The sequence below is a fragment of the Pantoea sp. X-Soil-TKNS-1211 genome (genome assembly GCF_059730495.1).
Window position 1 is genome coordinate 2,717,056 of record NZ_AP035953.1, and the last position, 26,773, is coordinate 2,743,828.

The following is a 26,773-nucleotide window of genomic DNA, read 5'->3' on the forward strand; positions in this document are numbered from 1 at the left end:
GCGTCCTCACACTTTGGCAACCAGCGGTCGTCCCAACAGCCCCTGTGGCCGGAAGATCAAAATCACCACCAGCAAGGCAAAAGAGAAAACATCTTTGTAATCGGAGTTCACCAACCCGGCGAACTGCGCTTCCGCTACCCCCAGCAGCAGGCCGCCAAGCATCGCGCCAGGCAGCGAACCGATGCCACCCAATACCGCCGCGGTGAACGCCTTGATGCCGATGACGAAGCCAATATAGAAATCGAAGGTGCCGTAGTTCATAGTGACCAACACCCCGGCCAGTCCGGCCATGGCTGCCCCGATCATAAACACCAGCGAAATCACCCGATCGGTGTTGATGCCAAGAATGGCGGCCATGCGGCGATCCTGCTGCACTGCACGACAAATACGTCCCAGCCGCGTGTACTGAATAATCCAGGTCAGCAGCGCCATGCCACCCAGCGCAGCAATCAGGATAAACACTTTGGTCCAGGTGATTTGCACCACACCGCCATCAATCTCCATGCGCAGCACGCCGCTCATCAGCGTTGGGATACCCTGCTGGTTCGGCCCCTGACTGAGTTGCACGTAGTTCTGCAAAATCAGCGACATACCAATAGCCGAAATCAGCGGGGCGAGACGCGTGGAGTTACGTAACGGACGATAGGCAATACGCTCAATGGTCCAGCCATATACCGCCGTGACCACGATGGTGAAGATCAGGGTGCCGAAAATCAGCAGTGGAAAGGAGTGGATACCGAAGAAGCTAAGCAGTCCCAGCCCGATGGCACAAAGGTAGGCAGAGACCATATACACCTCGCCGTGAGCGAAGTTGATCATGCCGATAATGCCGTACACCATGGTGTAGCCGATAGCAATCAGCCCGTAAACCGCACCCAGCGTCAGGCCGTTCACCAGTTGCTGCAGAAAGAAGGCGTCCATATGCAAGTCCCGTGCTTAAGGGGAGCGCAAACCTCGCGCCCAATCGCAAATGGCCCCGCTGCACGCGGGGCCGCGTGTCAGCTTACAGCTGGTGATATTTGCCTTTATCGTCCCACTGGTAAACCACGTAATCCGAGACTTTCAGGTCGCCTTTGCCATCCCAGGCTTTTTTACCCATCACGGTATCGACGCTATTCGCTTTCAGCCAGTCGCTGGCTTTGGCGTTATCTTTACCCGCCGCTTTATAGGCGGCAGCCAGTGCCTGAACGGAGGCATAGGCATACAGGGTGTAGCCTTCCGGCTCGAAACCACCGGCACGGAACTTAGCAATCACCGCTTTGCCATCCGGGATCTGACGCGGGTCCTGACCAAAGGTCATATAGACGCCTTTGGTATATTGCGGGCCACCGGCAGCCGTCACCATATCTTCCGTTACGATACAGTCACCGGAGAAGAAGGCAGCCGTCACGCCCTGCTCACGCATCTGCCGCACCAGTGGACCGGCTTCCGGGTGGCAACCACCAAAGTAGACCACATCCGGTTTCACCGAAGCGATTTTGGTCACCAGCGCGTTAAAGTCTTTCTCACCACGCGACAAACCTTCATACAACACCTCGTTGACGCCACGTTTTTCCAGCGCCGCTTTGGTGGCATCGGCCAGCCCCTGACCGTAGGTGTCCTTGTCGTGGATCACCGCCACGCGCTTAGCTTTCAGCTTATCGATGATGTAGTTAGCCGCAATCGCCCCTTGTTGGTCGTCACGACCACACATACGGAACATGGTTTTCATGCCGCGTTCGGTGATCTGTGGGTTGGTGGAACCCGGGGTGATCGCCAACACACCGGCGTCGTCATACACTTCTGAGGCGGGCATGGTGGAGGAGGAGCAGAAGTGGCCGACCACCGCCAGCACCTTGTCCTGGTCCACCAGACGGTTGGCTACCGCCACCGCCTGTTTCGGTTCGCAGGCGTCATCGCCCTGTACCAGCACAATTTTCTCACCGTTAATGCCCCCGGCAGCGTTGATATCATCCGCCGCCTGAGTAGCACCTTTCCAATACTGTGCGCCGTAAGTGGCATTAGGGCCGGAAAAGGGTCCAGCTACACCAATCTTAATGTCTGCCTGGGCATAAAACGCCGCACTCAGGCAACCTGCAATCACGACCTTCAATGGTAGTTTTATGAATTTCAAAGACATGCTTTCAATCCTCAACGGGTCAGGAACGGAGCCATACCACGGCCTGGGAGAAATCAATTTCTGAAACTTAACCAATTGCGATGCATGGCCAGCGCGGCCACGGTTAACGATTAAGCAAAAACCTCGCCAAAGGTAAGCATTGGTGACAAGTTTTTGCACTGGCAGCGCGTTAAAGCGGCGGGAACGCCTCTGCTGATCTTAACCATAGTCAGCGTTTGAAGACGCACCAGCACTCTGATGGTGCAGAATGCGGTCGATCACAGATTCTTCATGGTGCTGAGGGGTTTACCCGCTATGCTATAGCCAAATCGGTCCAAATTTCGGAGGGAGAACCTATGAATACACAACGGAACGGCATCAGCAGCCAGCAGGCGCTGGATGAACTGGAACGCCTGTACGACAACGCGGTTGCGGCGTTACGTAGCGCGATTCGTGACTTTACCGAACAGGGACGTCTGCCGGATGAAGCAGCACGTCAGCAGGGATTGTTTGTCTACCCGGAACTGCGGATTACCTGGGCGGGCGATGGCCCACAGCAAAACCGTACCCGTGCCTGGGGCCGTTTCACCCATACCGGTAGCTACAGCACCACCATCACCCGCCCGGCATTGCTGCGTCACTACCTGAGCGAGCAACTTTCGATGATTGAAAGAGAGTACGAGGTGGTGATTGAGGTGGGTCCATCTCAGCAGGAGATCCCTTTCCCTTACGTGATCGATGGCTCCGACCTGTCGCTGGATCGTTCGATGAGCGCCAGCATCGCACGTCATTTTCCCACTACCGAGCTATCGCAGATCGGTGATGAAACCGCTGATGGCCTGTTCAACGCCGACGCGCAGTTCCCGCTGTCGCACTTCGATGCGCTGCGTACTGACTTCTCGCTGGCGCGCCTGCGCCACTACACCGGCACCGCTGTTGAACACTTCCAGCCGTTTGTGCTGTTCACCAACTACACGCGTTATGTTGATGAGTTTGTGCGCTGGGCGATTGAGCAGGTGCAGGATCCCAACACGCCTTACGACAGCCTCGCCTGTGCTGGCGATGTGGTAATCACCAAAGACACCCAGGATCCGGAAGCGATGATGTCGGATCTGGCGTGGAAGAAACACCAGATGCCCGCCTGGCACCTGACTTCACCCAATCGTCGCGGCATCACGCTGGTGAATATTGGCGTCGGACCATCCAACGCCAAAACCATCTGTGATCATCTGGCGGTGGTGCGTCCGCATGCGTGGCTGATGATTGGTCACTGCGGCGGCCTGCGCGAAAGCCAGACCATTGGTGACTATGTACTGGCGCATGCTTACCTGCGTGACGACCATGTGCTGGACAGCGTACTGCCGCCGGATATCCCGATCCCCAGCATTGCCGAAGTGCAGCGCGCGCTGTACGACGCCACCAAAGCGGTAAGCGGTATGCCGGGAGAAGAAGTTAAACAACGTCTGCGCACCGGCACCGTGGTGACCACTGATGACCGTAACTGGGAGCTGCGTTACTCCGCTTCGGCGCTGCGCTTCAACCTGAGCCGCGCCGTGGCGGTGGATATGGAGAGCGCGACCATTGCGGCGCAGGGATATCGCTTCCGTGTGCCGTATGGCACCTTGTTGTGCGTGTCGGATAAGCCGCTGCATGGCGAAATCAAACTGCCAGGCCAGGCGAATCGTTTTTATGAAGGGGCGATTTCGGAGCATTTGCAGATTGGGATTTGTGCGGTGGAGTTGTTGCGGGCTGAAGGGGATAAGTTGCATTCGCGTAAATTGCGGACGTTTAATGAACCGCCGTTCAGGTAATTACGCTGGTGCGGGCTGACACCGAGAAGGTTCCGCCCGCCAGACATGATGGAGTTTCAGCTGCAACGTGCAGGCGGACGGGCAAAGGTCCGAAGGCGCGGACCTTTGCAATCCGCGCCCTGTGGCGTCCTCGCGCAGCGCATAGCGCTGTGCCCTCGCTTATCACTCAGGCCGCACGGCACGCGCGGATTCGCCATCCATGGCTCATTCCGCTCTCTCGCCGCATCCATGCGGCTCGACCTGGCCTTCCCTCTGCGCTCGGCGCTGTGGATGCCGCCCACCCACCGCCTGCAAGACCGCAGAAAAAACAAAAAATAAAAGCGAAAAGAAAAAAACAGATAAGTAAAAGGCGTGCAGCGGTGGGTGGGGCGCCATCCGGACTCGCTGAGCGAATGAATGCTGTCAGGATGAGCCGCATGGATGCGGCGAAAGGCGGCGTTGAGTTGTAGCGGCGCGATTTATCGCGCAAAAAAAAGCGGCTGGCGCAAGGCCGGGGAGTGCAGAGGGCGCGGCCAGGCGCCCTCTGCTCGGTCGCCGCACGAGCGAGCTGAAACTACATCAGCCTATGGCGAACGAAACCTGCCACACGGCGAAAAAAATCAGGCGCTCAACCAACCCAACTTAATCACAAACAGGATCGACATAATAATCAGCGCCGCATTCACCTCTTTGGTACGGCCGCTCAGCAGCTTCACCACCGTCCAGGTAATAAAGCCAAACGCGATACCGTTAGCAATCGAGTAAGTCAGCGGCATGGTCAGCGCAGTGACCGTCACCGGTGCAGCGGTGGTGATGTCTTTCCAGTCAATCTCCGCCAGCCCTGAAGCCATCAACACAGCCACGAACAGCAGCGCAGGTGCAGTGGCGAATACCGGCACACTACCCGCCAGCGGCGAGAAGAACAGGCTCAGCACGAACAGGATGGCTACCACAATCGCGGTCAGACCGGTACGGCCACCAGCACTGACGCCCGCTGCCGATTCGACGTAACTGGTGGTGGTTGAAGTACCCAGCAGCGAACCAAACAGCGCAGCCGCACTGTCAGCGATCAGCGCACGGCCCATTTTCGGCACGTTGCCCTGCTCATCCGCCAGACCGGCACGCTTGGTCACACCCAGCAGCGTACCGGTGTTGTCGAACACATCAACAAACAGGAACGCAAAGATCACACTGACCAGGCCCACGTTAAAGGCACCGGCGATATCCAGTTGCATGAAGGTCGGCGCGATGGACGGCGGTGCAGAGAACACGCCGCCAAACGGTGTCAGGCCAATGCCCATCGACAGGAAGGTGACGATCAGGATGCCGATCAGCACCGCACCGGTCACGCGACGCGCTTCCAGCACCACGATGATGACAAAACCCAGCAACGCCAGCAGCGGACCCGGTTTGGTCAGATCGCCCAGGCCCACCAGGGTCGCCGGGTTATCCACCACGATACCCGCGCCTTCCAGCGCAATCAGCGCCAGGAACAGGCCGATACCGGCAGCAATCCCGGCGCGCAACGGCAGCGGAATACTGGCGATAATCCATTCACGGATTTTGAACACCGACAGCGCAAAGAAGATACAGGCTGACAGGAATACCGCACCCAGCGCGATTTGCCAGGTGTAGCCCATGTGCAGTACGACGGTGTAAGTAAAGAAGGCGTTGAGGCCCATACCCGGTGCCAGTGCAATCGGGTAGTTAGCAATCAGCCCCATCAGCACGCAGCCGATCGCCGCCGCCAGACAGGTCGCGACGAAAACCGCGCCTTTATCCATACCGGTCGCACCCAGAATGCTCGGGTTAACAAACAGGATATAGGCCATGGCCAGGAAGGTGGTTATGCCCGCGATAACTTCGGTGCGGACCGTTGTGTTGTGCGCTTTTAGCTTGAATAGTTTTTCTAACATCATCATCTCTCGTGATGGGGAGGCGTCACTGACGTGCGTTCTCTTGCCAATGGGGTGTGCATGCGCGTTATTGTTGCGGGAAAAGGCAGACGGCTGCATGCTCGGCCATCAATACGCCTTGTTAATAAACTCCTTTCCCCCTGTCCTCATAGCAATTGCTATGCCATAACAGGACGCAATCGTTTACCTTCACGACTGTATCTTAGATTAAGACAATTCTGAACCAGAACGAGGCGCGATTATGGTGCATTGCACCATGTCCGCGCAATCGTTTTCCCACACGTCAATCGCGCCGCGAAAAAAGATTGCGGTAACGCACGCTTTCAAACTCTGTCAGGCGATGCGGCTCACGTTTCTGTTGCCTGAATCAGCAGGCAAAAGTGGTCGGTATACACTCTCGTTAACCCTTCCATAACAAAAGAGGCCCGTAATGAAGCCCGCAATTCTGGTCGTGGATGACGATCGTGCCGTATGTGAACTGCTGCATGATGTATTGAGTGAACATGTTTTTACCGTATTCAGCTGCCATCAGGGAAAAGATGCGCTGATGTTGCTGGATAAACACCCGGAAATCTCGCTGGTGATGCTGGATATGATGCTGCCGGATACCAATGGCTTGCTGGTACTACAGCAAATGCAACGCCAACGGCCTGAACTGCTGGTGATCATGCTGACTGGCATGGGATCGGAAGCGGATATGGTGGTCGGGCTGGAGATGGGGGCCGACGATTATATCGCCAAGCCGTTTAATCCTCGTGTGGTGGTCGCCCGAGCGCGTGCGGCATTACGCCGTTGTGGTCGCCTGGTGCCCCCCACCAGCATCCAGGATGAGGGCTGGCAGTTTAACGGCTGGCGGTTGGATGAAACCCGTTGCCAGTTGTTTAATCCCCAGCGTGAGACGGTGATGTTAACCCAGGGAGAATATGCATTGCTGCGCGCGTTGGTGTGCCACGCACGCAAAGTGCTGACGCGTGACCAGTTGCTGGAGCTGACCCACAGCGAAACCCTGGATGTGTTCGACCGTACCATTGATGTGTTGATCATGCGGTTAAGGCGTAAAATTGAGATGAACCCGCATCAGCCGAGCCTGATCCGCACCATCCGTGGTTTGGGTTATGTTTTCTCTGCGGATGTGATGCGTCCGGCCTCTGCCGTGCATGCCACACAAATTGCCTGATCCATCCAGCGCTGCATCTCGGTCAATGGGCGAGTGCCGTCCAGCGCATTGGCAGCGTGCAGATTAAAACAGGCACAGGTATGCGCCAGCTTCAGGGTCTCGGTCATTGACCAGCCCTGATGACTGGCGTACAACACGCCAGCACAGAAGGCATCCCCGGCCCCGACGCTGCCGACAATTTCGTCGGGCGTCAGCTGCCATGCGGGTTGCCAGCGCCCCTTACCGTTGACTTCCTGGCCCCACGCCCCTTCCGGCGCATGGATCACCACCCGCTGCCGCACGCCTTGCTGCGCCAGCCAGGTTGCCGCCGCGGCAAAGGCGTCTGGCGGTGCGATGCCTGTTGCGGTACGCAGGCTGACGCCGGTCAGTGCTTGCGCCTCCAGCTCGTTAATCACCAGATAGTCGAGCCAACGTAATGCCGGTGCCACCAGCGCCTGATACTCCCCGGCGCGCGACACCAGATCCAGCGAAGTGAGATAGCCACGCTGCTGCATCTGTGCCAGCAGATGAGCGCCGCGCGTCCCCCAGCGCTCATCCGGCAAATCGAGGCAATCCAACAGCAACAAATAACCGAGATGGAAGATACGATGGGTGGTATTGATGGCGGCAAAATGCGGCAGATCGAGCTGCGCATTGGCCCCGCGCGCATGAAAGAAGGTGCGCTGACCATCAGGCGTGGTCATCACCTGAGTCATGGCGGTGTTCACGCTACGGGTACGCTGCACAAAGTGACGGTCAACCTGATATTGATCCAGCAACTGCACAATATAGTCACCGTCACTGTCTTCGCCGATCATCCCCACCCCAGCCAACGGCAGGTCGATTTGCATCCTTGCCAGGGTGAACAACACGTTAAGCGCCGCCCCGCCGCTGCATTTTTCGCTGTGGTGGATCTCCGCCAGCCAACCTTGCTCCGGCCAGTGGCTGATGCGCTGCACATGATCCACCAGCATACTACCGGCCGCTAAGATGCCGCTGCGTTCCGCCATCTCAGGCCCTCCCGGCGCTGCCAAATACCCGCATCTGCTGCGCCACCACGTTGCTGATATCACGCTCCACTGCCATCAATAGTTCAGCAAAGGCGTCATAACGCGCCTCACGCTGGGCAATCTGACTCTCGATGGCTCCGAGTGCCGCCTGTGACATGCCGGTATAGAAGTTGATCTTGTGGATACCGAGGCTGATGGCATGGCGGAAATCAGCGTCGCTGATACCGGAGCCGCCATGCAGTACCAGCGGCACCTGCGCAGCATCGCGGATCGCCGCCAGTCGGTCGAAATCGAGTTTCGGCTCACCTTTGTACTTACCGTGTGCGTTACCGATCGCCACGGCCAGACAATCAATGCCGGTGCTGCGCACAAACTCGGCCGCCAGCTGCGGATCGGTGAACTTGTCGCTGTCGGCTTCACCGAACAGCGCACCACCTTCATCGCCGCCCACCGCCCCCAGTTCCGCTTCCACCGATACGCCGAGCGCATGGCAGATTTTCACCACCTCCTGGGTCTGACGTACGTTCTCGTCATAACTGAGGGTAGAGCCATCAAACATCACCGAGGTAAAGCCAAGGCGTATGGCCTGCATCACCGCCTCGAAATGCAGGCCGTGATCGAGGTTCAGCACCACCGGGATATCGTGCAGCGCAGCTTCGGTACGAATGGCGGCGATCAGATGATCGAGGCTGACATATTTAAAATGCACCTCGGCGATGTTGATAATAAATGGTGAACGCTGCTGCTCTGCGGCGTGAAACAGTGCGCGCAGAAAGTGGGTATCGAGCACGTTAAACGCGCCCAGGGCATAACCATTTTGTTGCGCATGGGCCAGACCCTGCGCCAGTGAAATCAGTGCCATAAGATGCTCCTTCAGGCCAGCCAGCGGGGATATTCGTTGCACAGCAACCAGCGCGGATCCTCATCCTCATCTATCGGGTTGAAGCGCGCCAGCGGGGTGAGAAAGACGTTGTCGTGCTCGTCGTCGTTCGGCATGGAAACTTCCCCCACCAGCACATCGCCGTAGCCCTCTTCACCCCAGAAGCTGTGCCAGATACCCGGCACCAGGGTGACACTTTCGCCCGGCGACAGGCGCAGTTGCGAACCAGCGGCGTGGGTCTGGTGGATGCCATCAAGGGTGACGTTAACCGGTGTGTTAGCCAACTGCTGGCCCTCACGGTTGTGCAGCGTGACAATCAGATTGCCACCGCCCCGATTAATAATGTCTTCCATCTTTTGTGGGTGATAATGCATCGGCGTCACCTGCCCTTCGCGCACATGCATGATTTTTTCCGCATAGGGTTTGTTCCACGGCTTGCCGCCGCGTGAACCGTTGCGCAAGGTGAACAGGGTTAACCCGGTCTGGAAGAAATCCTCGGCACCAAAGCTGGTGACATCCCAGCCCAAATGCAGGGCCAGCAGTTCATCGGCAGCAGACTTATCCAGCGCACGCCACTGGCTGAGGCCGTAGTCGGCCCAGTTGGGCAGGTGAACATCCTGGCGCATAAAGAATTCGCGGGTGAGTTGTAGAATGGCATTCACTTCCGAACGTTGCATCACTGCGTCTCCGGTCAGTGGAAAGTTGGGGCGGCCAAAGGCACGCCGCCCGGGTCGGTTATTTCACCGTCCAGCCTTTGTAGCTGCCAACGTTGTTACGATCGATCATCGTCACCGGGATCAGCACCGGTTTATCCGGCGCGGCTTTGCCTTGCAGGATGTCATAACCGATCTCCACCGCTTTCGCCGCCATCACCTGCGGATCCTGCGCCGGGGTGGCGACAAATAGCGAACCTTTACGTTTCAGCGCCTCTTCACCGTCCGGGCTGCCATCGACGCCGACAATAAAGAATTCGCTGCGCTGCGCCTGCTTGGCGGCTAAATCTGCACCGATGGCAGTAGGATCGTTAATGGCGAATACCGCATCGATTTTCGGATTCGCCGACAGGAGGCCGGTCATCACTTCCAGTCCGCCTTCACGGCTGCCTTTGGCGTTTTGGTTCGATGACAGAATCTTGATATCAGGATGGGTTTTGAACTCCGTCTCGCAACCTTCGACACGGTTCTGCACGGCGGAAACCGGAGGTCCATTGATGATGACCACATTGCCTTTGTTTTTCAGGCGGTCGGAGATGTATTTACAGGCCATCGCCCCAGCCTGGGTGTTATCGGAGGTGATAGTGGCGTCGGCCCCTTCGGCGGCCACGTCCACCGCCACCACCACGATACCGGCATCGCGCGCGCGTTTAACCGCGGGGGCAATACCTTTGGAGTCGGCAGCGTTGAGGATGATCATGTCCACCTTGGCGGCGATAAAGTTATCAATCTGCGCCACCTGTTGGCCGAGATCGTAACCGCTGGAGACCAGCGTCACCTTCACATCGTCACCCGCCAGCTTGCGCGCTTCCAGGGCAGCCCCTTTGGTGATCTGCACGAAGAACGGGTTGGCGAGATCGCCGACAGTCACACCAATGGCTTTTAACTCTTTGGCCTGCACCAGCGGCGCACTGAGAAGCGTGGCCGCCAGCAGTCCGGTAAGGATCGGATTAAAACGCATAGTCGATGTTCTCCTGCTTTTTTTATGTTGATATGGCGTTGCGCGATAAATCGCGCCGCTACAAAAGCGTGCACAATCACGTAGCGGCGCGATTTATCGCGCGTTTTTGTTGTTCTTAACCCACATGATGCCGAGTGCGGTATTTATCGATCAGCACGGCAATAATGATCACCCCGCCTTTAATCACCAGTTGCCAGAAGTACGACACCCCCATCAGCGTCATGCCGTTATTCAGCGTGGCGATAATCAGCGCACCAATCAGCGTGCCGGTGATGGTGCCGATGCCACCGACAAAACTGGTACCACCGAGGATCACCGCAGCGATGGCATCCAGCTCATAACCAACCCCGAGGTTGCCGTTGGCGCTGTAAAGACGTGAGGCGCTCATCAAGCCGCCCAAACCGGACAGCAAGCCGCTCACCGCGTAGACAAACACCAACACCGCCCCAACCTTGATGCCGGTCAGATGTGCCGCCTGCATGTTGCCGCCCACCGCATAGATATGTACCCCGAGTGTGGTGCGTCGCAGAATGAACCAGCACAACGCAATCACCGCAAAGGCGATCACAATCAGCCACGGAATCGGCCCGATATAGCCGTTGCCGATCCATTCAAAGTTGATGTCGGAGTTGATCACCGTGGTGCCGTCGGCCAGCAGGTATGCCGCTCCGCGTAGTGCGGTATAGGTGCCGAGGGTGACGATAAACGGCGGCAATCCCGCCCAGGCCACCAGCAGGCCGTTGAACAGTCCCATAATCAGCCCAGCTCCGAGTGCCGCCGGAATGGTCAGGCTGGCGAAAGCCGGGTCGAGCGACACCACCATCGCCACCACCGCCGTGGTGCCGAGCATCGACCCAACTGACAAATCAATGCCGCCGGTCAGAATGACAAAGGTCATCCCCGCCGCCAGCACGATGTTGATCGACGCCTGGCGAGTAATGTTCAGCAGGTTAGCCTCGGTAAAAAAATTGGGCGCGACAAAACCAAACACCGCGACGATCAGAATCAAAATTGGCAGAATGCCAACGGTCTGCAACAGATCCGCCATCAGCGCGCGTTTCAGCGTTGGGTTTTTCATACGGGTGGTTTCACTGGTCATCCTCGTCTCCTCACGCATGGGTCGGCTGTGCGCCGGTGGCCAGCGTCATAATGTTTTCCTGGCTGATCTCGCTACCGCTTAATTCACCGGCAATAGTGCCTGCACGCATCACATAAACCCGGTCGCTCATCCCCACCACCTCCGGCAGCTCGCTGGAGATCATCAGAATCGCCACCCCTTGCTGCGCCAGTTGGCTCATCATGCGATAAATTTCACTCTTGGCACCGACGTCAACACCACGGGTGGGTTCATCGAGGATCAGGATGCGCGGTGCAATCGCCACCCAGCGTGACACCAGCAACTTCTGCTGGTTGCCGCCGGAGAGACCACCGGCGCGCACCTGAGCATGAGGCACGCGGATGTTGAGGGTCTGGATCGCCTCACTGGCAATCTTCTGCCCTTTGCGCCGATTGAGCAGACCGTAACTGGCATCGCGTTCCAGCGTCGCCATGACAATGTTTTCCTGCGCCGCCAGTTCAAGAAACAAGCCCTGCTCTTTCCGGTTCTCGGTGAGAAAACCAATGCCGAGGGCAATCGCTTCACGCGGCGAATGAATTTTTACCTGTTCGCCATCGATCCAAATCTCCCCACCACTCGGTTTGTGCACACCAAAAATCAGCTGCGCCAGTTCGCTGCGCCCGGCCCCCACCAGTCCAGCGAGGCCTACAATCTCTCCGGCACGCACTGCCAGGCTGCTGGGATAGACCTTTTTGCCATCGGTGAGATGATTGACAGCGAGACGAATGGCACCGCAGGGAATGGTGCGATCTTTGTTAAACAGATCGCTGAGGGGACGTCCGACCATCATGCGCACCAGTTCACTGGCGCTCAGTTGGTCACGCGTCAGACTGCCAACATACTGACCATCGCGCAGCACGCTGACGCGATCGGAGAGTTCATACACCTCCGCCATACGATGGCTGATGTAGATAATCGCCATGCCTTCACTGCGCAGACGCTTAATCAGCGCAAACAACTGCTCGGTTTCACGGTTGGAGAGTGCGGCAGTCGGTTCATCCATCACCAGAATGCGGCTTTTGCGATGCAGCGCACGGGCGATCTCCACCTGCTGCTGCTCGGCAATGCTCAGTCGGCTGACCAGATCGGTGGCGCTGAACTGCGCACCGAGGCGATCAATCACCTGCTGCGCCTCTTCGGCCATTTGGCGGCGTTTGACTAATCCGACACGGGTGATTTCACTGCCGAGGAAGATGTTCTCCGCCACCGTCAAATTCGGTGCCAGATTGATCTCCTGATAAATCAGGGTGATACCAGCAGCCAGCGCCTCTTTCGGCCCTTTAATCGCGTAAGGGTGTCCATCAATCAGGATCTCCCCGCTGCTGGCGCTGTAGGCCCCGGCAAGGATTTTCATCAGGGTACTTTTGCCTGCGCCGTTTTCGCCCATCAGCGCATGGACTTCTCCGGGCCAGACCGTCAGATCCACCCCTTTTAGCGCATAAAAGCTGCCAAAGCGCCGGGTGATTGCACGCATTTCCAGAATCGGTGTGGCCGTCATCGCTACGCTCCTGCTGGCAAATCGTGCAGCGAGTTAATCAGGGGCAGATAAATGGAAAATGTCAGCCGCCATTTATATTTGTCATATTTCACCGCAGGCCCACTTCTATACTCGCGCTGAAGAAGGCCGGTTGGAGGATGCAACATGAGTCGGAGCCTGGGCGCACGTGGTCGCCTGCTGCTGTTTAACCTGCTGGTGGTGTGCGTCACGCTGGCGGTAGGCCTGGTCGCCATTAGCGGATTTCGCCACGCGGGTCACATTCAGGAACAGGCGCAGGCGCAAACCCTGGCGGATATGAACGGTAGCCTGGCACTGGCCCGTGATACCGCCAATGTGGCGACGGCGGCGGTGCGCTTGTCACAGGTGGTGGGCGCACTGGAATACCAAAGCGAATCAGCGCAGTTGCAACAAACCCAACAGGCGTTGCAGCAGTCGCTGAATTTATTGGCCAGCGCACCGCTGGCCGGGCAGCAACCGGCGTTGTTGCAACGGATCCGTGAGCGCAGCCAGATGCTGGAGCAAAGCATCAATCAACTGTTGCTGAAAGGTCATGATCGTCATCTGCAACGCAATGTGATGCTGAGTGGGCTGTGGCAAGCGCAGCTGCTGCTCAGCCATATCGATAACCTGGTGGCAACCCAACCCCTCCCCCTCGACCTGCGCCAGCAAACCGCACGCCTGTTGACCGTGGCGATCCAGTCCACCGCACCGCAGGCGGCAGTGCGGCAGCTCGATTCACTCAACGCCGCCTGGTCTGCCGTGCCGTTGCACGGGGTACTGGCCGACAAAGTGCAGCAACTGGTGAGTACGCAACAAAGCTTACTGCCGGTCGCCAGCCAGCTGGAGCAGAGCGATGTCGCCATCGCCTACGCCACCTATCGCATCAAAGCCCTGGTGGCGATGCTGAATGATGACATCACCCACTACGTGCAGCAGGTGGCGCAACAGAACGAAGCCCGCAGCCAGGCTACGCATCAGGAGCTGGATTCCATCATCGGTTTTATCGTGCTGTTTATGCTGCTGGCGCTGCTGATCACCGGCTATGCCGGTTACTACATTTATCGCAATCTGGGTTCCAGTCTGACCGCCATCGCCCACGCCATGACGCAACTGGCGCAAGGGGAGAAAAGTGTCAACGTACCAGGACTGGCCCGGCGTGATGAGCTGGGCGACCTGGCGCGCGCCTTTAACGTGTTCGCCCGCAATACCGCCTCGCTGGCGCATACTTCCCGGCTGTTGAAAGAGAAAAGCAACCAACTGGAATCGACCTTTCTGGCGATGCGGGATGGTTTTGCCCTGTTCGATAACGGCGGTGAACTGGTGGTGTGGAATGCGCAGTATGCGCAACTGTTGGGCATCGCGCCACGCGAGCTGCATCGCGGCCTGCATTACCAACAGTTGCTGAAGCGGTTGGACATTGAGCTGCATGGCCTGGGTGAAGCGCAGGAGGTGCGTCTGGCGGATGGCCGTACGCTGGAACTGCGCTTCAGCCCGGTGCCACGCCGTGGCATGGTCAACACCGTGCTGGAACGCACCACGCGTAAAGCGTTGGAGGAAGCATTGCTGCACAGCCAGAAGATGAAAGCGGTCGGCCAGTTAACCGGTGGGCTGGCGCATGATTTCAATAATCTGCTGGCAGTGATTATCGGCAGTCTGGCCCTGACCGTCGATCAACTGCCGCCCGGCACCCTCGCCAGCCGGGTTGAACGCGCCCGTCAGGCCGCCGATCGTGCCGCGCAACTGACACAGCGGTTGCTGGCCTTTTCACGCAAGCAGGCGCTCTACCCACGCGCCGTATCGGTGGTGGAGTTGGTGGATAACCTTCAGGGGTTGTTGCAGCACTCGCTGTTGCCCGGTCAGCATTTGGTGATCGACGCACAGCGCCCCGGATGGCCCGCATGGATCGACGCCGGACAGTTGGAAAATGCGTTGATGAATCTGGTGGTCAATGCCCGCGATGCGATGGAGAAGCAGAGCGGCGAAATCCGCCTGCGTATCTGGCACCAGCACCGTGACGCAGGCGATCGTGTCAGCATTGAAGTGATCGATCACGGTTGCGGCATGTCTGCCGAGGTACGTAGCCAGGTGTTTGAACCCTTCTTTACCACCAAAGCGTTGGGCAGCGGCAGCGGACTGGGATTGTCAATGGTGTATGGCTTTGTGCGGCAATCTGGCGGGCAGATTGAACTGGAGACCGCTCCCGGCGAGGGCACCACGGTACGTCTGCTGCTGCCGCGTGCGCCGGAAATGGCCCAACCGGCTCCGGTGCCATTACCAGGGATGATCAGCGATAGCGCTGACCGGCTGGTGTTGGTGCTCGATGACGAACCGGCAGTGCGCCAGACGCTGTGCGAGCATCTGCATCAGTTGGGTTATCTGACGCTGGAATGCGGCGATGGCGCAAGCGCGCTGGCGCTACTGCGCCAGACGCCGGATATTGAACTGCTGATCAGTGACCTGATGTTGCCCGGTAGCCTGAACGGCGCAGATGTGATTCGCCAGGCCCAGCAGCAGTACCCACGCCTCGCCACCTTGCTGATTAGCGGGCAGGATCTGCGCCAGACGCCGGTGATGCTGCCGCTGTGTGAGCGGCTGGCGAAACCCTGGCAACAAACCCAACTGGTGCAGGCGCTGGAACGCGCCTGGCAACGCAGTGAACGACTTAATCGCGCGCGGCAGGCTGCCACAGCGGCACCGCTTTCCCGCTGATATAGCGTTTACGCAGACGGCTGGAAATCACATCCATGATCATCACGATGGCCGCGAGGATAATCGTAATAAACATCACCACATCCCAGTTCCACAGGCGCATATTCTCGGCATACACCAGGCCGACGCCACCGGCACCGACAAAGCCCAGCACCGCCGCTGAACGGGTGTTGGATTCAATCTGGTACAGGCTGAGGGCGAGAAAGGTCGGAAACGATTGGGTAAAAATACCGAAGCGATGTTTCTGCAAACTATTGGCCCCCACCGCGCCAAGCCCGCGACTGGGTGAGCGTTCCACCGCTTCATGTCCTTCCGCGTAAAGCTTGCCAAGCAGGCCGATATCCTGCATCACAATCGCCAGCACCCCGGCCAGCGGCCCCATCCCCACAGCACGCACAAAAATCAGGCCCCAAATCGCCATATCAATACCGCGCAATATATCCAGCAGACGACGTACCAGCAGCGAAATTGGTCGGGCGATGGGATCGTGCATCACATTACGCGCCGCAAGGAAGGAGATCGGTAACGCCAGCAGCGTTGCGGTGAGGGTTCCGGCGAAGACGATTGCCAGCGTGATGCCAATCTGTGACAGGTAATAAAAAAACGGCCAGTTGGCGAAATCCTGCCAGACAAACATACGCAGGAAATAACGCCCCAGTTGTTGACAGCCAATCAGCAGGCGACTCCATTCAATGCCAAAGAATTCAAAGAAAAAGATGTAATAGAACAGCACCGCCAGCGCGATCAGCCCGATACGACGCAGGTAGCGATTTTGCGCCGCAAACAATTCCGGGTGTTGCTGCTTCAGTTTCGTGATATCCGGGGCCAGGGCGATCATGCGTGTTCTCCTTCCACCACCCGGCGGCGCAACCAGCCGGAGAGCGTATCCAGCAGCGACACCACCACAATAATCAGCAGCAACGTGATGCTGACCTGATCGTAACGATCCAGTTTGATATTGGTCATCAGCTCCTGACCGATGCCCCCCGCGCCGACCAGGCCAAGAATGGTCGAGGAGCGGAAGTTGATCTCCAGACGCATAAAGCTATAGGAGAGAAAAGTCGGTTTGACCTGCGGCCAGAAGGCAAAGCGCATCCGCTGCAATTTGCTGGCACCACAGGCGGCGAGGCCGCGTACCGGTTTGTCTGAGGCGCTTTCAATCGCTTCGTAAAACAGCTTGGTCAGGCTGCCAACGGTATGCAGCGCCAGCGCGAGAAAACCCGGGATGGCACCAATCCCAAACGCCATCACAAACATCACCGCCCATGCCAGCTCCGGCATGGTACGTAAAAAGGCCACAAAGGCACGGATGGCGATGCGTGCGCTCTTCGGCGTTTGGGTGTTATCGGCGGCGAAAAACGCCAGCACTGCCGCAATGCCCACCCCAATCAACGTTGAGGAAACCGCCAGTTGCAGGGTTTCCCAAATCAACGGCAGCTGGATATTCAGGCGGTAGCCCCAGTAAGCAAAGGAACCTTCGGTTTTGACATCGGCAAATAACACCGGCAAATGCAGCACCGGCAGGGTTTCACCAATGTAGTCAAAGAAATGCGGCAGCGACTGCCAGACCGTCACCAGGTTGAATTCTGCGATGTTGCCCGCAGCGAGATACAGCGCCACCAACAGCAGTGACCACAGCAGCGTGTCACGCTTTTGCTGACGGCGGATGCGTTGGTAGTAGTGTTCGAAGTCGGTCAATGGGGAGGTCCTGTGGTTGGAATACGTGCCATGACGGTGGCGCAATGAATTGCGCCGCTACGGCAGGGTGCACCGATTTCGTAGCGGCACGATTTATCGCGCAGAAGAAGCGTTACCCGCGACTGCCCTTCATCAAATCACGCTTCATATCGATAATGTTCTGATAATCCGCTACGGTCGCTGCGCCAATATGCTGCTCACCGCCCACCGCTTTAACAAAGCAACTATGATCTTCTTTATCCAGTTTCTTGATGGTATCCACCACTTTCTGTTTAAAGTCAGCGGGCAGATTGTTACTCACCAGGATCGGGCCATTCGGGATCAGCGGCGACTGCCAGATGATGCGAATTTGCTTCATCAGGTCCGGGTGGTCCATACGGATCAGACGCCCAAAGGCACCCGAGGTGTAACCGCTGTTGTAGTCACCCACCAGCGAGGTCCAGGTCACAGCACCGTCGAACTGACCATTCAGCACGCCGAGGATGTCCTGCTCGTGACCGCCAGAGAACGTGACGTTAGAGAACGTACCTTTATATTTGTCATCAACCGTGCCGCCGAACTCTTTCTTAAACGCCTGGTTTGGCATCAGGAAACCGGAGGTTGAATCCGGATCCGCCATGCCGAACGATTTGCCTTTCAGGTCTTCCAGCTTTTTATACGGGCTGTCAGCCTTAACGATCACCACCGAGTGGTAACCTTTGGAACCGTCTTTGTCGTCCACCACGATCCCGACAATATCCACCGCTTTCGGGTTTTGCAGGTAGACCGAAGCGTAAGAGGCTGGCGACATGCTCAGTACCAGGTCAATCTTGTTGCCCAGCAGTCCCTGAATCACGCCTGAATAGTCAGATGAGTTACGCAGTTGCGTATCGACGTTCAGTTCTTTGTCGAAGAAGGTTTTCACGCACTGGTTGTCGCCAATCTGCTGGGTGGCGTTCTGACCGCCCAGAATCCCGAGGTTAAGCTGTTTTGGTGCATCCGCTGCGTTAACGCCAAAAGCCATCAGAGCGCCAGTCAGTAAAGCTAAAGAAGTCAGTTTCATTGGTGGTTATTCTCTTGCCGTGGGAGTTAGTGGAGCTGGTTAATTTCGTCGCCGTACAGCTCGTGCAGCAGACTGTCGGTCAACTGAGAAGGATGTCCGTCAAACAGCACTTTGCCGCGCTGGATACCGATCACGCGGGTGCAGTAGTTTTTCACCAGTTCAATCGAGTGCAGGTTCACCATCACGCTGATGCCTTGCTCGCTGACCTGGCGCAATACGTCCATGATGCGTTTGGTGTTTTTAGGGTCGAGTGACGCCACCGGCTCATCGGCCAGCAGAATTTTCGGGTTCTGCATCAGCGCACGACAGATCGCCACACGCTGCATCTGGCCGCCAGACAGGTTCTCAGCGCGTTGCAGCGCCTGCGGCAGCATGTTCATCCACTGCAACAGCTCGATCGCCTGCGCGCGGTCAGTTTCGGAAAACACTTTGAAGAAGGATTTCAGCGTTGAGGTCTGGCTGAGGCGACCGAGCAGCACGTTGGTTAATACATCGAGACGTGGCACCAGGCAAAAGTCCTGAAAGATCATGCCGCATTCGCTGCGCCATTCACGCATTTGACGGCTGTTGAGTTGCACCACATCGCGTTGTTCCGCGCTAATAATCGCCCCTTCGGATGCGTTGATGGTGCCATTCAGCATATGTAACAATGTCGATTTGCCTGCGCCAGAGCGGCCAATCACCGCTACCAGTTCCCCCGCATGCAGATCGAAACTGACATCATCCAGCACGCGATTTTCACCGTATGCCTTGCACAGTCCCTGCACCGACAACACCTTGTTGCCCTGCTGAATGTGCGGAACATAAGGATTGTCGATCACGGTCTTCAGTAGTGCCTGTGCCATATTCCGCTCCGTTTCATCTGAGGTGTGAATTGCCCGCTTATTACGGCCAAAGGGGATGAAGGCTTGATGACAGGGAAATGATCAAACGGTGACAGCAGAGTTCTGCCCGCGGCAGCGGTTTAATTCTGAGAAGGTTCCGCCCGCCAGGCATTAGGTAGTTTCAGCTGCAACGAGCAGGCGGACGGGTTAAGGCCCGAAGGCGCGGGCCTTAACAATCCGCTCTCTCGCCGCATCCATGCGGCTCGGCCTGGCCTTCCCTCTGCGCTCGGCGCTGCGGATGCCGCGAAAGGCGGCGTTGAGCAGGAGCGAATCGACGCCGGTCCGTCGGCAGCGTGAATGAGCGAAGGGACCGCGAAGCGGCGAGAGAGGCTGGCGCGAGGCCGGGGAGTGCAGAGGGCGCGGCCAGGCGCCCTCTGCTCGGTCGCCGCACCGGCGAACTGAAACTACATCAGCCCAAGGCGAACGAAACCACCTCAGTGCCAAAACGTCAGCCCAAGGCGAACAAAACCGCCTCGGTGCAAAAAACACGCGCGATAAATCGCGCCGCTACAACCACTCACGTAGCTGAGAAAGCGTCTCCGCCAGCGCCCCATCGTTATTCAACGGGAAGCTATGCGCGGGCAAGGGTTCAGCCGCGCGCGCCAGCCGACGCGCAATCTCCGCCTCGCTTTCACGCCCCCGCTGACGCAAACGCGCCGCCAGAACCTCGGGTGACACCTGCAACACCAGCGGCAGCAACTGGCTGCCGTAGCGTTGCTGCGCCACCGGCAGATGCAGACGCGAACCGTTGACCAGCACGTTCAGCCCACGATCCAGCCACAGGTCGATTTCCGTGCCGAGGCCGTACAACAGCCCGTGCGCCTGCCAGCTCAGGGCGAACAACCCGAACGCGTCACGTCGCCGAAATTCCGCCTCGCTCAGCGCCACATGGTTTTCCCCACCCGCATCTGCCGGACGGGTAATGTAGCGATGGGCGATCACCAGTCGCTCTGGCGGCGCTTCGCGCAGTGCGTTGAGCAGACTGTCTTTGCCCGAGCCGGATGGCCCGGTCAGCCAGATCAGGCGCGCCATCAGAACACCAACCTGCCCTGCGACCAGACATGACGGATATGCGGGTGGCCGTGGTCGGTATGCGCCAGCACCAGATCGGCACGCAGTCCCTCAGCGATGATGCCGCGATCGCGCAGGCCAATGGCACGCGCTGGATTACGCGTCACCAGCGCCATCGCCTGCGGCAGTTCCAGCGTGTTGCGTTCATCTGCCACTAAACGGAACACCGCATCCAACAGGCTGGCCGGGTAGTAATCGGAGGAGAGAATATCCAGTAAACCGGCACTCGCCAGTTCCCAGGCCGCCACGTTGCCGGAGTGCGATCCACCCCGCACGATATTGGGCGCGCCCATTAATACCTGCATACCACAGGCACGCGAGGCCGCCGCTGCTTCCAGCGTGGTGGGGAACTCAGCGATAGCGCTACCCACCTCATGTGACTCGGTAACATGCGCGGCAGTGGCATCGTCATGGCTGGCAATCGGGATACCACGCGCCCGGCACATGGCGGCAATCGCGTTGCGGTTCGGCTGTGACCACTCGGCCGCCAGCGCCAGTTGTTCGCGCTCAAACTCATCCATCTGCTGGTCATTCAGCTGATATTTGCCCTGATAGTAATCACGGTACTTCTCCAGCGATGCATACTGGCGCTGACCCGGTGAGTGATCCATTAATGACACCAACGACAACTCTGGCGTGCTGACCAGCGCTTCAAACAGCGACAAGGTGGTGTGATAAGGCAGTTCGCAGCGCAGATGCAGCTGATGATCCACCCGATTCAGCCCTTTGCGGTTGCTGTCACGGATGGCATCGATCATTTTGTTGAGATTATCGAGACGATGCCCACCGTCACGCACATCGCCAACGCCAATCGCATCCAGCACCGTGGTGATGCCGCTGGCGACCATTAACGCGTCGTGGCTACTCATCGCCGAGTGCGCTGGCCAGTCCACTTTCGGGCGGGGCGTAAAGAATTTGTCGAGATTGTCGGTATGCAGCTCCACCAGCCCCGGCAGCAGATACGCCTGCTCGCCATCCAGCGCACCGGGTTGCTGGCTGTTACTGTCGCTAAAGCTGGCGATACGGCCCTCGCGGATCTCCAGTGATCCGGCCACCACTTCATCTTCCAGCACCAGTCGGACGTTATTAACGATCATGCTTCTGCTCCTGTTTGTACCGGCTGCATGACGTGCAAGCGATCGGCCACGCGTGCGCGCACCGCTTCGTCATGAAAAATCCCCACGATGGCCGCGCCACGCGCGCGTGCCTGTTCAATCAGTTCCACCACCGCCGCGCTATTGGCACTATCCAGCGAGGCAGTCGGCTCATCCAGCAGCAGTACCGGATAGTCAGCGATAAAGCCGCGTGCGATATTGACGCGTTGCTGCTCCCCGCCGGAAAAGGTGGACGGTGCCAGCGACCACAAGCGTTGTGGCACGTTAAGCCGTGTCAGCAACTCTTTGGCGCGCTTCTCGCAAAACGCGCGTTCCACGCCGCGCTCCAGCAGCGGCTGCATCACGATCTCCAGCGTCGGCACACGCGGGATGACACGCAAAAACTGGCTGACCCAGCCGACGGTATCGCGACGAATGGCAAGAATCTGGCGCGCCGGGGCCTGCGCCATATCGATCCACTCCCCGGCATGTTGCAGCCAGATATGGCCGCTGTTGGCCTGATAGTTGCCATACAGCGCGCGTAGTAGCGTTGATTTGCCGCTGCCGGAACGGCCATGCAGCACCACACATTCTCCCGCGTTGACCTCGAGGTTGGCATCATGCAACACCGGCAATGCCACACCGCTCTGGTTGTGCAGCACAAAGGTCTTACACAGCTTCTCCACGCGCAGTTGCGTATTCATGGTTGACCCCGCCATTAATTGAGCACCGAAGAGACCAGCAGTTGGGTATAAGGATGATGCGGATCGTCCAGCACCCGATCGGTGAGGCCGTTCTCCACCACCCTGCCCTGTTTCATCACCAACAGGCGATGCGCCAGCAATCGCGCCACGCCGAGATCATGGGTGACGATCACCACCGCCAGATTGAGTTCACGCACCAGGGTGCGCAGCAGATCGAGCAGGCGCGCCTGCACCGATACATCCAGCCCGCCGGTGGGTTCATCCATAAACACCAGTGTCGGTTGTGTGACCAGATTGCGTGCAATCTGCAAACGTTGCTGCATCCCACCGGAAAACGTGGTCGGCAGATCGTCAATACGGTTGGCCGGGATCTCCACATCCTGCAACCAGCGTATCGCTTCCGCACGAATGTTGCCGTAGTGGCGCTGGCCGACTGCCATCAGCCGCTCGCCGATGTTGCCACCAGCCGTCACCTGTGGACGCAGGCCATCAAGCGGATGCTGATGTACCACCCCCCATTCGGTGCGCAACAGGCGACGTCGATCGCTTTCACTTAGCTGATAAAGATCCTGATCGCGATAGAGAATATTGCCCTGCTGCGGTGCCAGACGGGCTGACAAGCTGCGCAGCAGCGTGGTTTTACCGGAACCGGATTCGCCCACAATGCCCAGCACTTCGCCGGGATAAAGCTCAAAACTCACCTCTTCAAACCCTTTGCCGGGTGCGTAGAGGTGGGTAAGGTTATTGACCGCAAGCAGCGGCTGTTCACTGTGCATGCTGTTGTTCCTGCTGCTGGTGGCAAAAATCGGTATCTGAGCAAACAAACATGCGCGTACCGGCGTCATCCATCACCACTTCATCGAGATAGCTGTGGCGTGAACCGCATAGTGCGCAGGGTTGATCCCACTGTTGTACGCTGAACGGATGATCGTCGAAGTCGAGGCTTTCCACTTTGGTATACGGCGGCAGCGCATAGATGCGTTTCTCACGCCCGGCACCAAACAGTTGCAGTGCCGGCATCCTGTGCATCTTCGGGTTGTCGAATTTGGGGATCGGCGACGGGTCCATCACGTAGCGATCATTGACCTTCACCGGGTAGGCGTAGGTGGTGGCGATATGACCGTAGCGGGCGATATCCTCATACAGTTTCACCTGCATGATGCCGTACTCCTCCAGCGCATGCATGGTACGGGTCTCGGTTTCACGCGGTTCGATAAAGCGCAGTGGTTCCGGGATCGGCACCTGGAAAATCAGGATCTGGTCTTCCTCCAGCGGTGTTTCCGGAATGCGGTGGCGCGTCTGGATCAGCGTGGCATCATGGGTGCGCTCGGTGGTGGTGGCACCGCTAACGCGCTGAAAGAAGCGACGAATTGACACGGCATTGGTGGTATCGTCTGCGCCCTGGTCAATCACCTTCAGTACATCCTGATCGCCGATGATGCTGGCGGTGATCTGGATACCGCCCGTGCCCCAGCCGTAGGGCATTGGCATTTCACGTCCGGCGAACGGCACCTGATAACCGGGGATCGCCACCGCTTTCAGGATGGCACGACGGATGGTGCGTTTAGTCTGCTCATCCAGATAGCCGCTGTTATAGCCGCTCAATTCACTCATCATTCTGCTCCTGATGTTGTTGGCGCAGCCGTTTGAGCAACTCCAGCTCCGCCTGGAAATCGACGTAGTGCGGCAACTTCAGGTGCGAGACAAAGCCCGCTGCTTCGACGTTGTCGGCATGGGCCAGCACAAACTCTTCGTCCTGCGCCGGGCTGGTGATGCGCTCCTGGTACTCACGGGTTTGCAGCGCCCGATCCACCAGTGCCATCGCCATCGCTTTGCGCTCGGCACGGCCAAACACCAGACCATAACCACGGGTGAAATGCGGTGCGCTATCGCCCTGGGTGGTAAAACCGTTAACCATCTCGCATTCGGTCAGCAGGATTTCACCGATCTCAATCTCGAAACCGAGTTCTTCCGGGCAGATGGAGATGCTGAGATAACCGGTGCGAATTTCACCGGCAAACGGATGGTTGCGTCCATAACCACGCTGGGTCGAATAACCCAGCGCCAGCAGGAAGCCTTCATCACCGCGCACCAGTTGTTGCAAGCGGGCCGCACGTGATGCCGGGAATGCCGGGGGTTCGCGGGTGATATCGCACGGCTCGCTGCCGTCGTCTTCTTCCCGTGCAGCCAGCCCTTCGGCGGTCATCATGCTGAACATATGCGGGCAATGCTGCGGTAACGCCTGATCGTCACGCGGTACCGTTGGGGTTTCGCCATTCGCCAGCAGGGTGAAATCCAGCAGACGGTGGCTGTAATCATAGGTCGGGCCGAGCACCTGGCCGCCGGGCAAATCTTTGTACACCGCCGAGATGCGGCGTTCGATACGCATGGCGTCGGTAGCCAGCGCCAGGCTGTCGGCGAGCCGGGGCAGCGTGGTGCGATAGGCACGCAGCAGGAAAATCGCTTCCACCAAATCACCGCTGGCCTGTTTGATCGCCAGTGCCGCCAGTTGTGGATCGTAGATGCCGCCTTCAGTCATCACGCGATCCACCGCCAGACCGAGCTGTTCGGCCAGTTGGTCACAATGCAGCTCTGCCAGTGCGCGGTCGCCACGGCGCAGATCGGCCTGCAGTTCATGGGCGCTGGCGATTGCCTTCTCGCCCCCTTTCACCGCCACGTACATCAGCACACCTCCACGTCGGTAGTACGCGGCAGCGCCATCATCGTTTCGCCGCAGGTGAAGATCAGATCGACGCCCTGCGGGAACGGATGTGGACGTTCGCGCAGGTAATGCAAAATCGCTTCCGGCAATTGCGGCGCAATGGCCCGTGATTCACGCAGGCCAGGACCGGAGAGACGCAGCGTCAGGCCACCGTTCAACGCCGGGACTTCCACAATCAACGTGGTGCTTTTTTCGGGTGACAGGTTGTCACCGGCGGCAAAATACGCTGGATCGGGGTTGGCGCTGGCATGGGTCAGGGCAAAAGGCGCATCACGCTCGCTGACAATCGGCACGCCGGTATGAAAACGCAGGTTATTACGCAGCAGTTCGTTATCTACCGTGCCATCCAGCCACAAGGCACTTTCCTGGTCGACCAACGTCAGCAGCACGGCCGTCGCCGCCGGTGACAGATCGCCCCAGCCCTGCGTTAGCGGTAACGCCACCATCACGCCCGGCTCACTCATCGCTTTCAGAATGCGACGGAATGCGCGCTGCGCATCGGCCACTGGGTGGTTAAAACTTGCCAGTAATGTCATCAGTTATCTCCGCGAACCAGCGTAAAGAAATCTACTTTAGAGCTGGCGATTTCACGTGCGCGCAGCTGACGCTGTTCTTCACGCAGGGCCGCCAGCGGGGCAATCACTTTTTCTTCAATCAGCGCCTGGGTTTCGGGCTGCTGTAATAAGGCATCAATCAGTGCGCAGCGCTCGGCATGAGCTTTGTCACGTCCCAGTACATAGCTGAAACCCAGGGTGCCGTCGTGCAGTTTCACTACCGCGCGGGTTACCGTGGCATCCCCCATCACGAAGCGTTTGCCGCTGCCGCCCATCCGTGCCTGCACACGGGTCAGACCGGTTTCTGCCGGACGCACGCGCTCAAAACTCGGGGCAAGCCGCAGTGGCTGCCAGTGAGCTTCCAGCACGCTGGCATCGCTGTGGGACAGCACCGAGAGCCAGTTCTGGCGAGCTGTTGGTTGTTTCATTAATGCTCCAGAGTCAGTTCAATCATGTCGCCACGCGTCAGGCTGACGGAGTACTCCGCCACCTGACCGTCGCTGTTTTTGTTCAGGGTGCGTACGCACAACACCGGAGACTGCAAGGCAATCTCCAACTGCTGACACTCTTTAGCCTGTGCACGGCGGGTGCTGATACGGGTTTGTGAACGGGTCAGTTGCAGGCCGAGCTGCTGTTGCAGATGGTCATGCAGCGAACCGCTGTGGAACTGTTGTAATGCGGGCCACCAGCTCAGTTCGGATAAGTAGTGGTTTATCACGCAGACCGGCACGCCATTGACGCGACGCAGGGTGCGCAGATGGATTACGTTGTCGCCTTCATTGACGCCCAGTGCCGTCGCCACATCGTGGCTGGCCGGACGCAGCACCGCCAGCAGACGTTCACTGGTGGGATGACTGCCCTGTTCCAGCAGGTTCTGACTGAAACGTGCCTGTGCATGCAGCGGGTAGTCGTAAGGACGCATCAGCACCAGGATGCCCACGCCATGACGTCGTTGCAGCAACCCTTTATTCACCAGTTCGTCCACCGCGCGACGCAGGGTGTGACGGTTTACTTCGTAATGCGCGGCCAGCTGTTGTTCGGAAGGCAGATAATCACCGCAGCGATATTGTTGCTGCAAAGCCTGCTCCAGTTGAGCGGCGACTGCCTGATATACAGTGGTCGGATGTCTGGATATCTCCATCACCATCATTACCTC

At 58.2% G+C, this 26,773-nt stretch carries 25 protein-coding genes; 3 read left to right on the forward strand and 22 right to left on the reverse strand.

The window, feature by feature from the left end:
- Window positions 1-6 precede the first annotated feature (6 nt).
- On the reverse strand, window positions 7-921 hold the full coding sequence (locus tag AC6I8W_RS12995) for an ABC transporter permease subunit (protein WP_480364346.1): 915 nt from the start codon (window positions 919-921) through the stop codon (window positions 7-9).
- An 82-nt stretch (window positions 922-1,003) separates the two neighbouring features.
- Window positions 1,004-2,119, reverse strand: a complete 1,116-nt coding sequence (locus AC6I8W_RS13000) for a branched-chain amino acid ABC transporter substrate-binding protein (RefSeq protein WP_497835345.1) — start codon at window positions 2,117-2,119, stop codon at window positions 1,004-1,006.
- 335 nt (window positions 2,120-2,454) lie between these two features.
- On the opposite strand from AC6I8W_RS13000, the gene AC6I8W_RS13005 reads away from it, so the two are divergent.
- A complete protein-coding gene (locus AC6I8W_RS13005; protein ID WP_497835346.1) occupies window positions 2,455-3,909 on the forward strand; it encodes an AMP nucleosidase in 1,455 nt (484 codons plus the stop codon).
- A 599-nt stretch (window positions 3,910-4,508) separates the two neighbouring features.
- Here AC6I8W_RS13005 and AC6I8W_RS13010 read toward each other — a convergent pair.
- Complete coding sequence (locus tag AC6I8W_RS13010) at window positions 4,509-5,807, reverse strand: NCS2 family permease (RefSeq protein ID WP_021182816.1); 1,299 nt, start codon at window positions 5,805-5,807, stop codon at window positions 4,509-4,511.
- 427 nt (window positions 5,808-6,234) lie between these two features.
- Between AC6I8W_RS13010 and AC6I8W_RS13015 the strand changes: the two genes are divergently transcribed.
- Window positions 6,235-6,981 carry a response regulator gene (locus AC6I8W_RS13015; RefSeq protein WP_497835347.1) on the forward strand — a complete coding sequence of 249 codons (747 nt, stop codon included), beginning with the start codon at window positions 6,235-6,237 and terminating at the stop codon, window positions 6,979-6,981.
- Here the strand turns inward: AC6I8W_RS13015 and AC6I8W_RS13020 are convergent.
- From AC6I8W_RS13020 to AC6I8W_RS13045, 6 genes are all read right to left on the reverse strand, one after another.
- A complete protein-coding gene (locus AC6I8W_RS13020) occupies window positions 6,918-7,970 on the reverse strand; it encodes a carbohydrate kinase family protein (RefSeq protein WP_497835348.1) in 1,053 nt (350 codons plus the stop codon). The two genes, AC6I8W_RS13015 and AC6I8W_RS13020, sit on opposite strands and share 64 nt — an antisense overlap.
- A 1-nt stretch (window position 7,971) precedes the next feature.
- On the reverse strand, window positions 7,972-8,832 hold the full coding sequence (locus tag AC6I8W_RS13025; RefSeq protein ID WP_480364351.1) for a ketose 1,6-bisphosphate aldolase: 861 nt from the start codon (window positions 8,830-8,832) through the stop codon (window positions 7,972-7,974).
- Between the two features lie 11 nt (window positions 8,833-8,843).
- Window positions 8,844-9,527 (reverse strand): D-lyxose/D-mannose isomerase, encoded by a 684-nt coding sequence (locus tag AC6I8W_RS13030; RefSeq protein ID WP_497838184.1) that lies wholly within the window; start codon window positions 9,525-9,527, stop codon window positions 8,844-8,846.
- Window positions 9,528-9,585: 58 nt separating this feature from the next.
- Complete coding sequence (locus tag AC6I8W_RS13035; RefSeq protein ID WP_013509608.1) at window positions 9,586-10,524, reverse strand: ABC transporter substrate-binding protein; 939 nt, start codon at window positions 10,522-10,524, stop codon at window positions 9,586-9,588.
- Between the two features lie 115 nt (window positions 10,525-10,639).
- Window positions 10,640-11,623 carry an ABC transporter permease subunit gene (locus tag AC6I8W_RS13040; protein ID WP_497835349.1) on the reverse strand — a complete coding sequence of 328 codons (984 nt, stop codon included), beginning with the start codon at window positions 11,621-11,623 and terminating at the stop codon, window positions 10,640-10,642.
- A gap of 10 nt (window positions 11,624-11,633) precedes the next feature.
- Entirely contained in the window at window positions 11,634-13,139 is a 1,506-nt protein-coding gene (locus AC6I8W_RS13045) for a sugar ABC transporter ATP-binding protein (RefSeq protein ID WP_497835350.1), read from the reverse strand.
- A 144-nt stretch (window positions 13,140-13,283) separates the two neighbouring features.
- On the opposite strand from AC6I8W_RS13045, the gene AC6I8W_RS13050 reads away from it, so the two are divergent.
- On the forward strand, window positions 13,284-15,848 hold the full coding sequence (locus AC6I8W_RS13050; RefSeq protein ID WP_497835351.1) for an ATP-binding protein: 2,565 nt from the start codon (window positions 13,284-13,286) through the stop codon (window positions 15,846-15,848).
- Here AC6I8W_RS13050 and phnE (AC6I8W_RS13055) read toward each other — a convergent pair.
- The 13 genes from phnE (AC6I8W_RS13055) to phnF form a co-directional block, all read right to left on the reverse strand.
- Window positions 15,802-16,686 (reverse strand): phosphonate ABC transporter, permease protein PhnE, encoded by an 885-nt coding sequence (phnE, locus tag AC6I8W_RS13055; RefSeq protein WP_497835352.1) that lies wholly within the window; start codon window positions 16,684-16,686, stop codon window positions 15,802-15,804. The genes AC6I8W_RS13050 and phnE (AC6I8W_RS13055) overlap by 47 nt on opposite strands.
- On the reverse strand, window positions 16,683-17,546 hold the full coding sequence (gene phnE, locus AC6I8W_RS13060) for a phosphonate ABC transporter, permease protein PhnE (protein WP_497835353.1): 864 nt from the start codon (window positions 17,544-17,546) through the stop codon (window positions 16,683-16,685). Before phnE (AC6I8W_RS13060) ends, phnE (AC6I8W_RS13055) begins: the two co-directional genes overlap by 4 nt.
- Before the next feature lie 112 nt (window positions 17,547-17,658).
- Complete coding sequence (gene phnD, locus AC6I8W_RS13065) at window positions 17,659-18,588, reverse strand: phosphonate ABC transporter substrate-binding protein (protein WP_497835354.1); 930 nt, start codon at window positions 18,586-18,588, stop codon at window positions 17,659-17,661.
- Window positions 18,589-18,614: 26 nt separating this feature from the next.
- Window positions 18,615-19,433: a phosphonate ABC transporter ATP-binding protein gene (phnC, locus tag AC6I8W_RS13070; protein WP_497835355.1), complete on the reverse strand. Its 819-nt coding sequence runs from the start codon at window positions 19,431-19,433 to the stop codon at window positions 18,615-18,617.
- Between the two features lie 546 nt (window positions 19,434-19,979).
- Window positions 19,980-20,504: a ribose 1,5-bisphosphokinase gene (gene phnN / locus AC6I8W_RS13075; protein ID WP_497835356.1), complete on the reverse strand. Its 525-nt coding sequence runs from the start codon at window positions 20,502-20,504 to the stop codon at window positions 19,980-19,982.
- Window positions 20,504-21,640, reverse strand: a complete 1,137-nt coding sequence (phnM, locus tag AC6I8W_RS13080) for an alpha-D-ribose 1-methylphosphonate 5-triphosphate diphosphatase (RefSeq protein WP_497835357.1) — start codon at window positions 21,638-21,640, stop codon at window positions 20,504-20,506. The genes phnN and phnM overlap by 1 nt, the downstream gene beginning before the upstream one ends.
- A complete protein-coding gene (gene phnL / locus AC6I8W_RS13085; RefSeq protein WP_497835358.1) occupies window positions 21,637-22,341 on the reverse strand; it encodes a phosphonate C-P lyase system protein PhnL in 705 nt (234 codons plus the stop codon). Before phnL ends, phnM begins: the two co-directional genes overlap by 4 nt.
- A 14-nt stretch (window positions 22,342-22,355) precedes the next feature.
- On the reverse strand, window positions 22,356-23,117 hold the full coding sequence (gene phnK, locus AC6I8W_RS13090) for a phosphonate C-P lyase system protein PhnK (protein WP_497835359.1): 762 nt from the start codon (window positions 23,115-23,117) through the stop codon (window positions 22,356-22,358).
- Window positions 23,107-23,955: an alpha-D-ribose 1-methylphosphonate 5-phosphate C-P-lyase PhnJ gene (locus AC6I8W_RS13095; protein WP_497838185.1), complete on the reverse strand. Its 849-nt coding sequence runs from the start codon at window positions 23,953-23,955 to the stop codon at window positions 23,107-23,109. The genes phnK and AC6I8W_RS13095 overlap by 11 nt, the downstream gene beginning before the upstream one ends.
- The gene (locus tag AC6I8W_RS13100; protein ID WP_497835360.1) at window positions 23,948-25,024 is read right to left on the reverse strand and encodes a carbon-phosphorus lyase complex subunit; all 1,077 of its coding nucleotides are present in this window, start codon (window positions 25,022-25,024) and stop codon (window positions 23,948-23,950) included. The genes AC6I8W_RS13095 and AC6I8W_RS13100 overlap by 8 nt, the downstream gene beginning before the upstream one ends.
- A complete protein-coding gene (phnH, locus tag AC6I8W_RS13105; RefSeq protein ID WP_480364371.1) occupies window positions 25,024-25,599 on the reverse strand; it encodes a phosphonate C-P lyase system protein PhnH in 576 nt (191 codons plus the stop codon). The genes AC6I8W_RS13100 and phnH overlap by 1 nt, the downstream gene beginning before the upstream one ends.
- Window positions 25,599-26,045 carry a phosphonate C-P lyase system protein PhnG gene (gene phnG, locus AC6I8W_RS13110; protein WP_497835361.1) on the reverse strand — a complete coding sequence of 149 codons (447 nt, stop codon included), beginning with the start codon at window positions 26,043-26,045 and terminating at the stop codon, window positions 25,599-25,601. The genes phnH and phnG overlap by 1 nt, the downstream gene beginning before the upstream one ends.
- Complete coding sequence (phnF, locus tag AC6I8W_RS13115; RefSeq protein ID WP_497835362.1) at window positions 26,045-26,758, reverse strand: phosphonate metabolism transcriptional regulator PhnF; 714 nt, start codon at window positions 26,756-26,758, stop codon at window positions 26,045-26,047. Before phnF ends, phnG begins: the two co-directional genes overlap by 1 nt.
- Window positions 26,759-26,773: the final 15 nt, after the last annotated feature.

Bases quoted from the DNA above. Each gene is read 5' to 3' on its own strand.
- phnF (WP_497835362.1), bottom strand. From the start codon at position 26,758: ATGGAGATATCCAGACATCCGACCACTGTATATCAGGCAGTCGCCGCT.
- phnL (WP_497835358.1), bottom strand. From the start codon at position 22,341: ATGAATACGCAACTGCGCGTGGAGAAGCTGTGTAAGACCTTTGTGCTG.
- phnN (WP_497835356.1), bottom strand. From the start codon at position 20,504: ATGGCGCGCCTGATCTGGCTGACCGGGCCATCCGGCTCGGGCAAAGAC.
- phnK (WP_497835359.1), bottom strand. From the start codon at position 23,117: ATGCACAGTGAACAGCCGCTGCTTGCGGTCAATAACCTTACCCACCTC.
- AC6I8W_RS13095 (WP_497838185.1), bottom strand. From the start codon at position 23,955: ATGAGTGAATTGAGCGGCTATAACAGCGGCTATCTGGATGAGCAGACT.
- AC6I8W_RS13010 (WP_021182816.1), bottom strand. From the start codon at position 5,807: ATGATGTTAGAAAAACTATTCAAGCTAAAAGCGCACAACACAACGGTC.
- phnG (WP_497835361.1), bottom strand. From the start codon at position 26,045: ATGAAACAACCAACAGCTCGCCAGAACTGGCTCTCGGTGCTGTCCCAC.
- phnD (WP_497835354.1), bottom strand. From the start codon at position 18,588: ATGAAACTGACTTCTTTAGCTTTACTGACTGGCGCTCTGATGGCTTTT.
- AC6I8W_RS13020 (WP_497835348.1), bottom strand. From the start codon at position 7,970: ATGGCGGAACGCAGCGGCATCTTAGCGGCCGGTAGTATGCTGGTGGAT.
- AC6I8W_RS13045 (WP_497835350.1), bottom strand. From the start codon at position 13,139: ATGACGGCCACACCGATTCTGGAAATGCGTGCAATCACCCGGCGCTTT.
- AC6I8W_RS13015 (WP_497835347.1), top strand. From the start codon at position 6,235: ATGAAGCCCGCAATTCTGGTCGTGGATGACGATCGTGCCGTATGTGAA.
- AC6I8W_RS13050 (WP_497835351.1), top strand. From the start codon at position 13,284: ATGAGTCGGAGCCTGGGCGCACGTGGTCGCCTGCTGCTGTTTAACCTG.
- phnC (WP_497835355.1), bottom strand. From the start codon at position 19,433: ATGGCACAGGCACTACTGAAGACCGTGATCGACAATCCTTATGTTCCG.
- AC6I8W_RS13025 (WP_480364351.1), bottom strand. From the start codon at position 8,832: ATGGCACTGATTTCACTGGCGCAGGGTCTGGCCCATGCGCAACAAAAT.
- AC6I8W_RS13040 (WP_497835349.1), bottom strand. From the start codon at position 11,623: ATGACCAGTGAAACCACCCGTATGAAAAACCCAACGCTGAAACGCGCG.
- AC6I8W_RS13100 (WP_497835360.1), bottom strand. From the start codon at position 25,024: ATGTACGTGGCGGTGAAAGGGGGCGAGAAGGCAATCGCCAGCGCCCAT.
- phnH (WP_480364371.1), bottom strand. From the start codon at position 25,599: ATGACATTACTGGCAAGTTTTAACCACCCAGTGGCCGATGCGCAGCGC.
- AC6I8W_RS13000 (WP_497835345.1), bottom strand. From the start codon at position 2,119: ATGTCTTTGAAATTCATAAAACTACCATTGAAGGTCGTGATTGCAGGT.
- AC6I8W_RS13035 (WP_013509608.1), bottom strand. From the start codon at position 10,524: ATGCGTTTTAATCCGATCCTTACCGGACTGCTGGCGGCCACGCTTCTC.
- AC6I8W_RS13005 (WP_497835346.1), top strand. From the start codon at position 2,455: ATGAATACACAACGGAACGGCATCAGCAGCCAGCAGGCGCTGGATGAA.
- phnE (WP_497835352.1), bottom strand. From the start codon at position 16,686: ATGATCGCCCTGGCCCCGGATATCACGAAACTGAAGCAGCAACACCCG.
- AC6I8W_RS12995 (WP_480364346.1), bottom strand. From the start codon at position 921: ATGGACGCCTTCTTTCTGCAGCAACTGGTGAACGGCCTGACGCTGGGT.
- AC6I8W_RS13030 (WP_497838184.1), bottom strand. From the start codon at position 9,527: ATGCAACGTTCGGAAGTGAATGCCATTCTACAACTCACCCGCGAATTC.
- phnM (WP_497835357.1), bottom strand. From the start codon at position 21,640: ATGATCGTTAATAACGTCCGACTGGTGCTGGAAGATGAAGTGGTGGCC.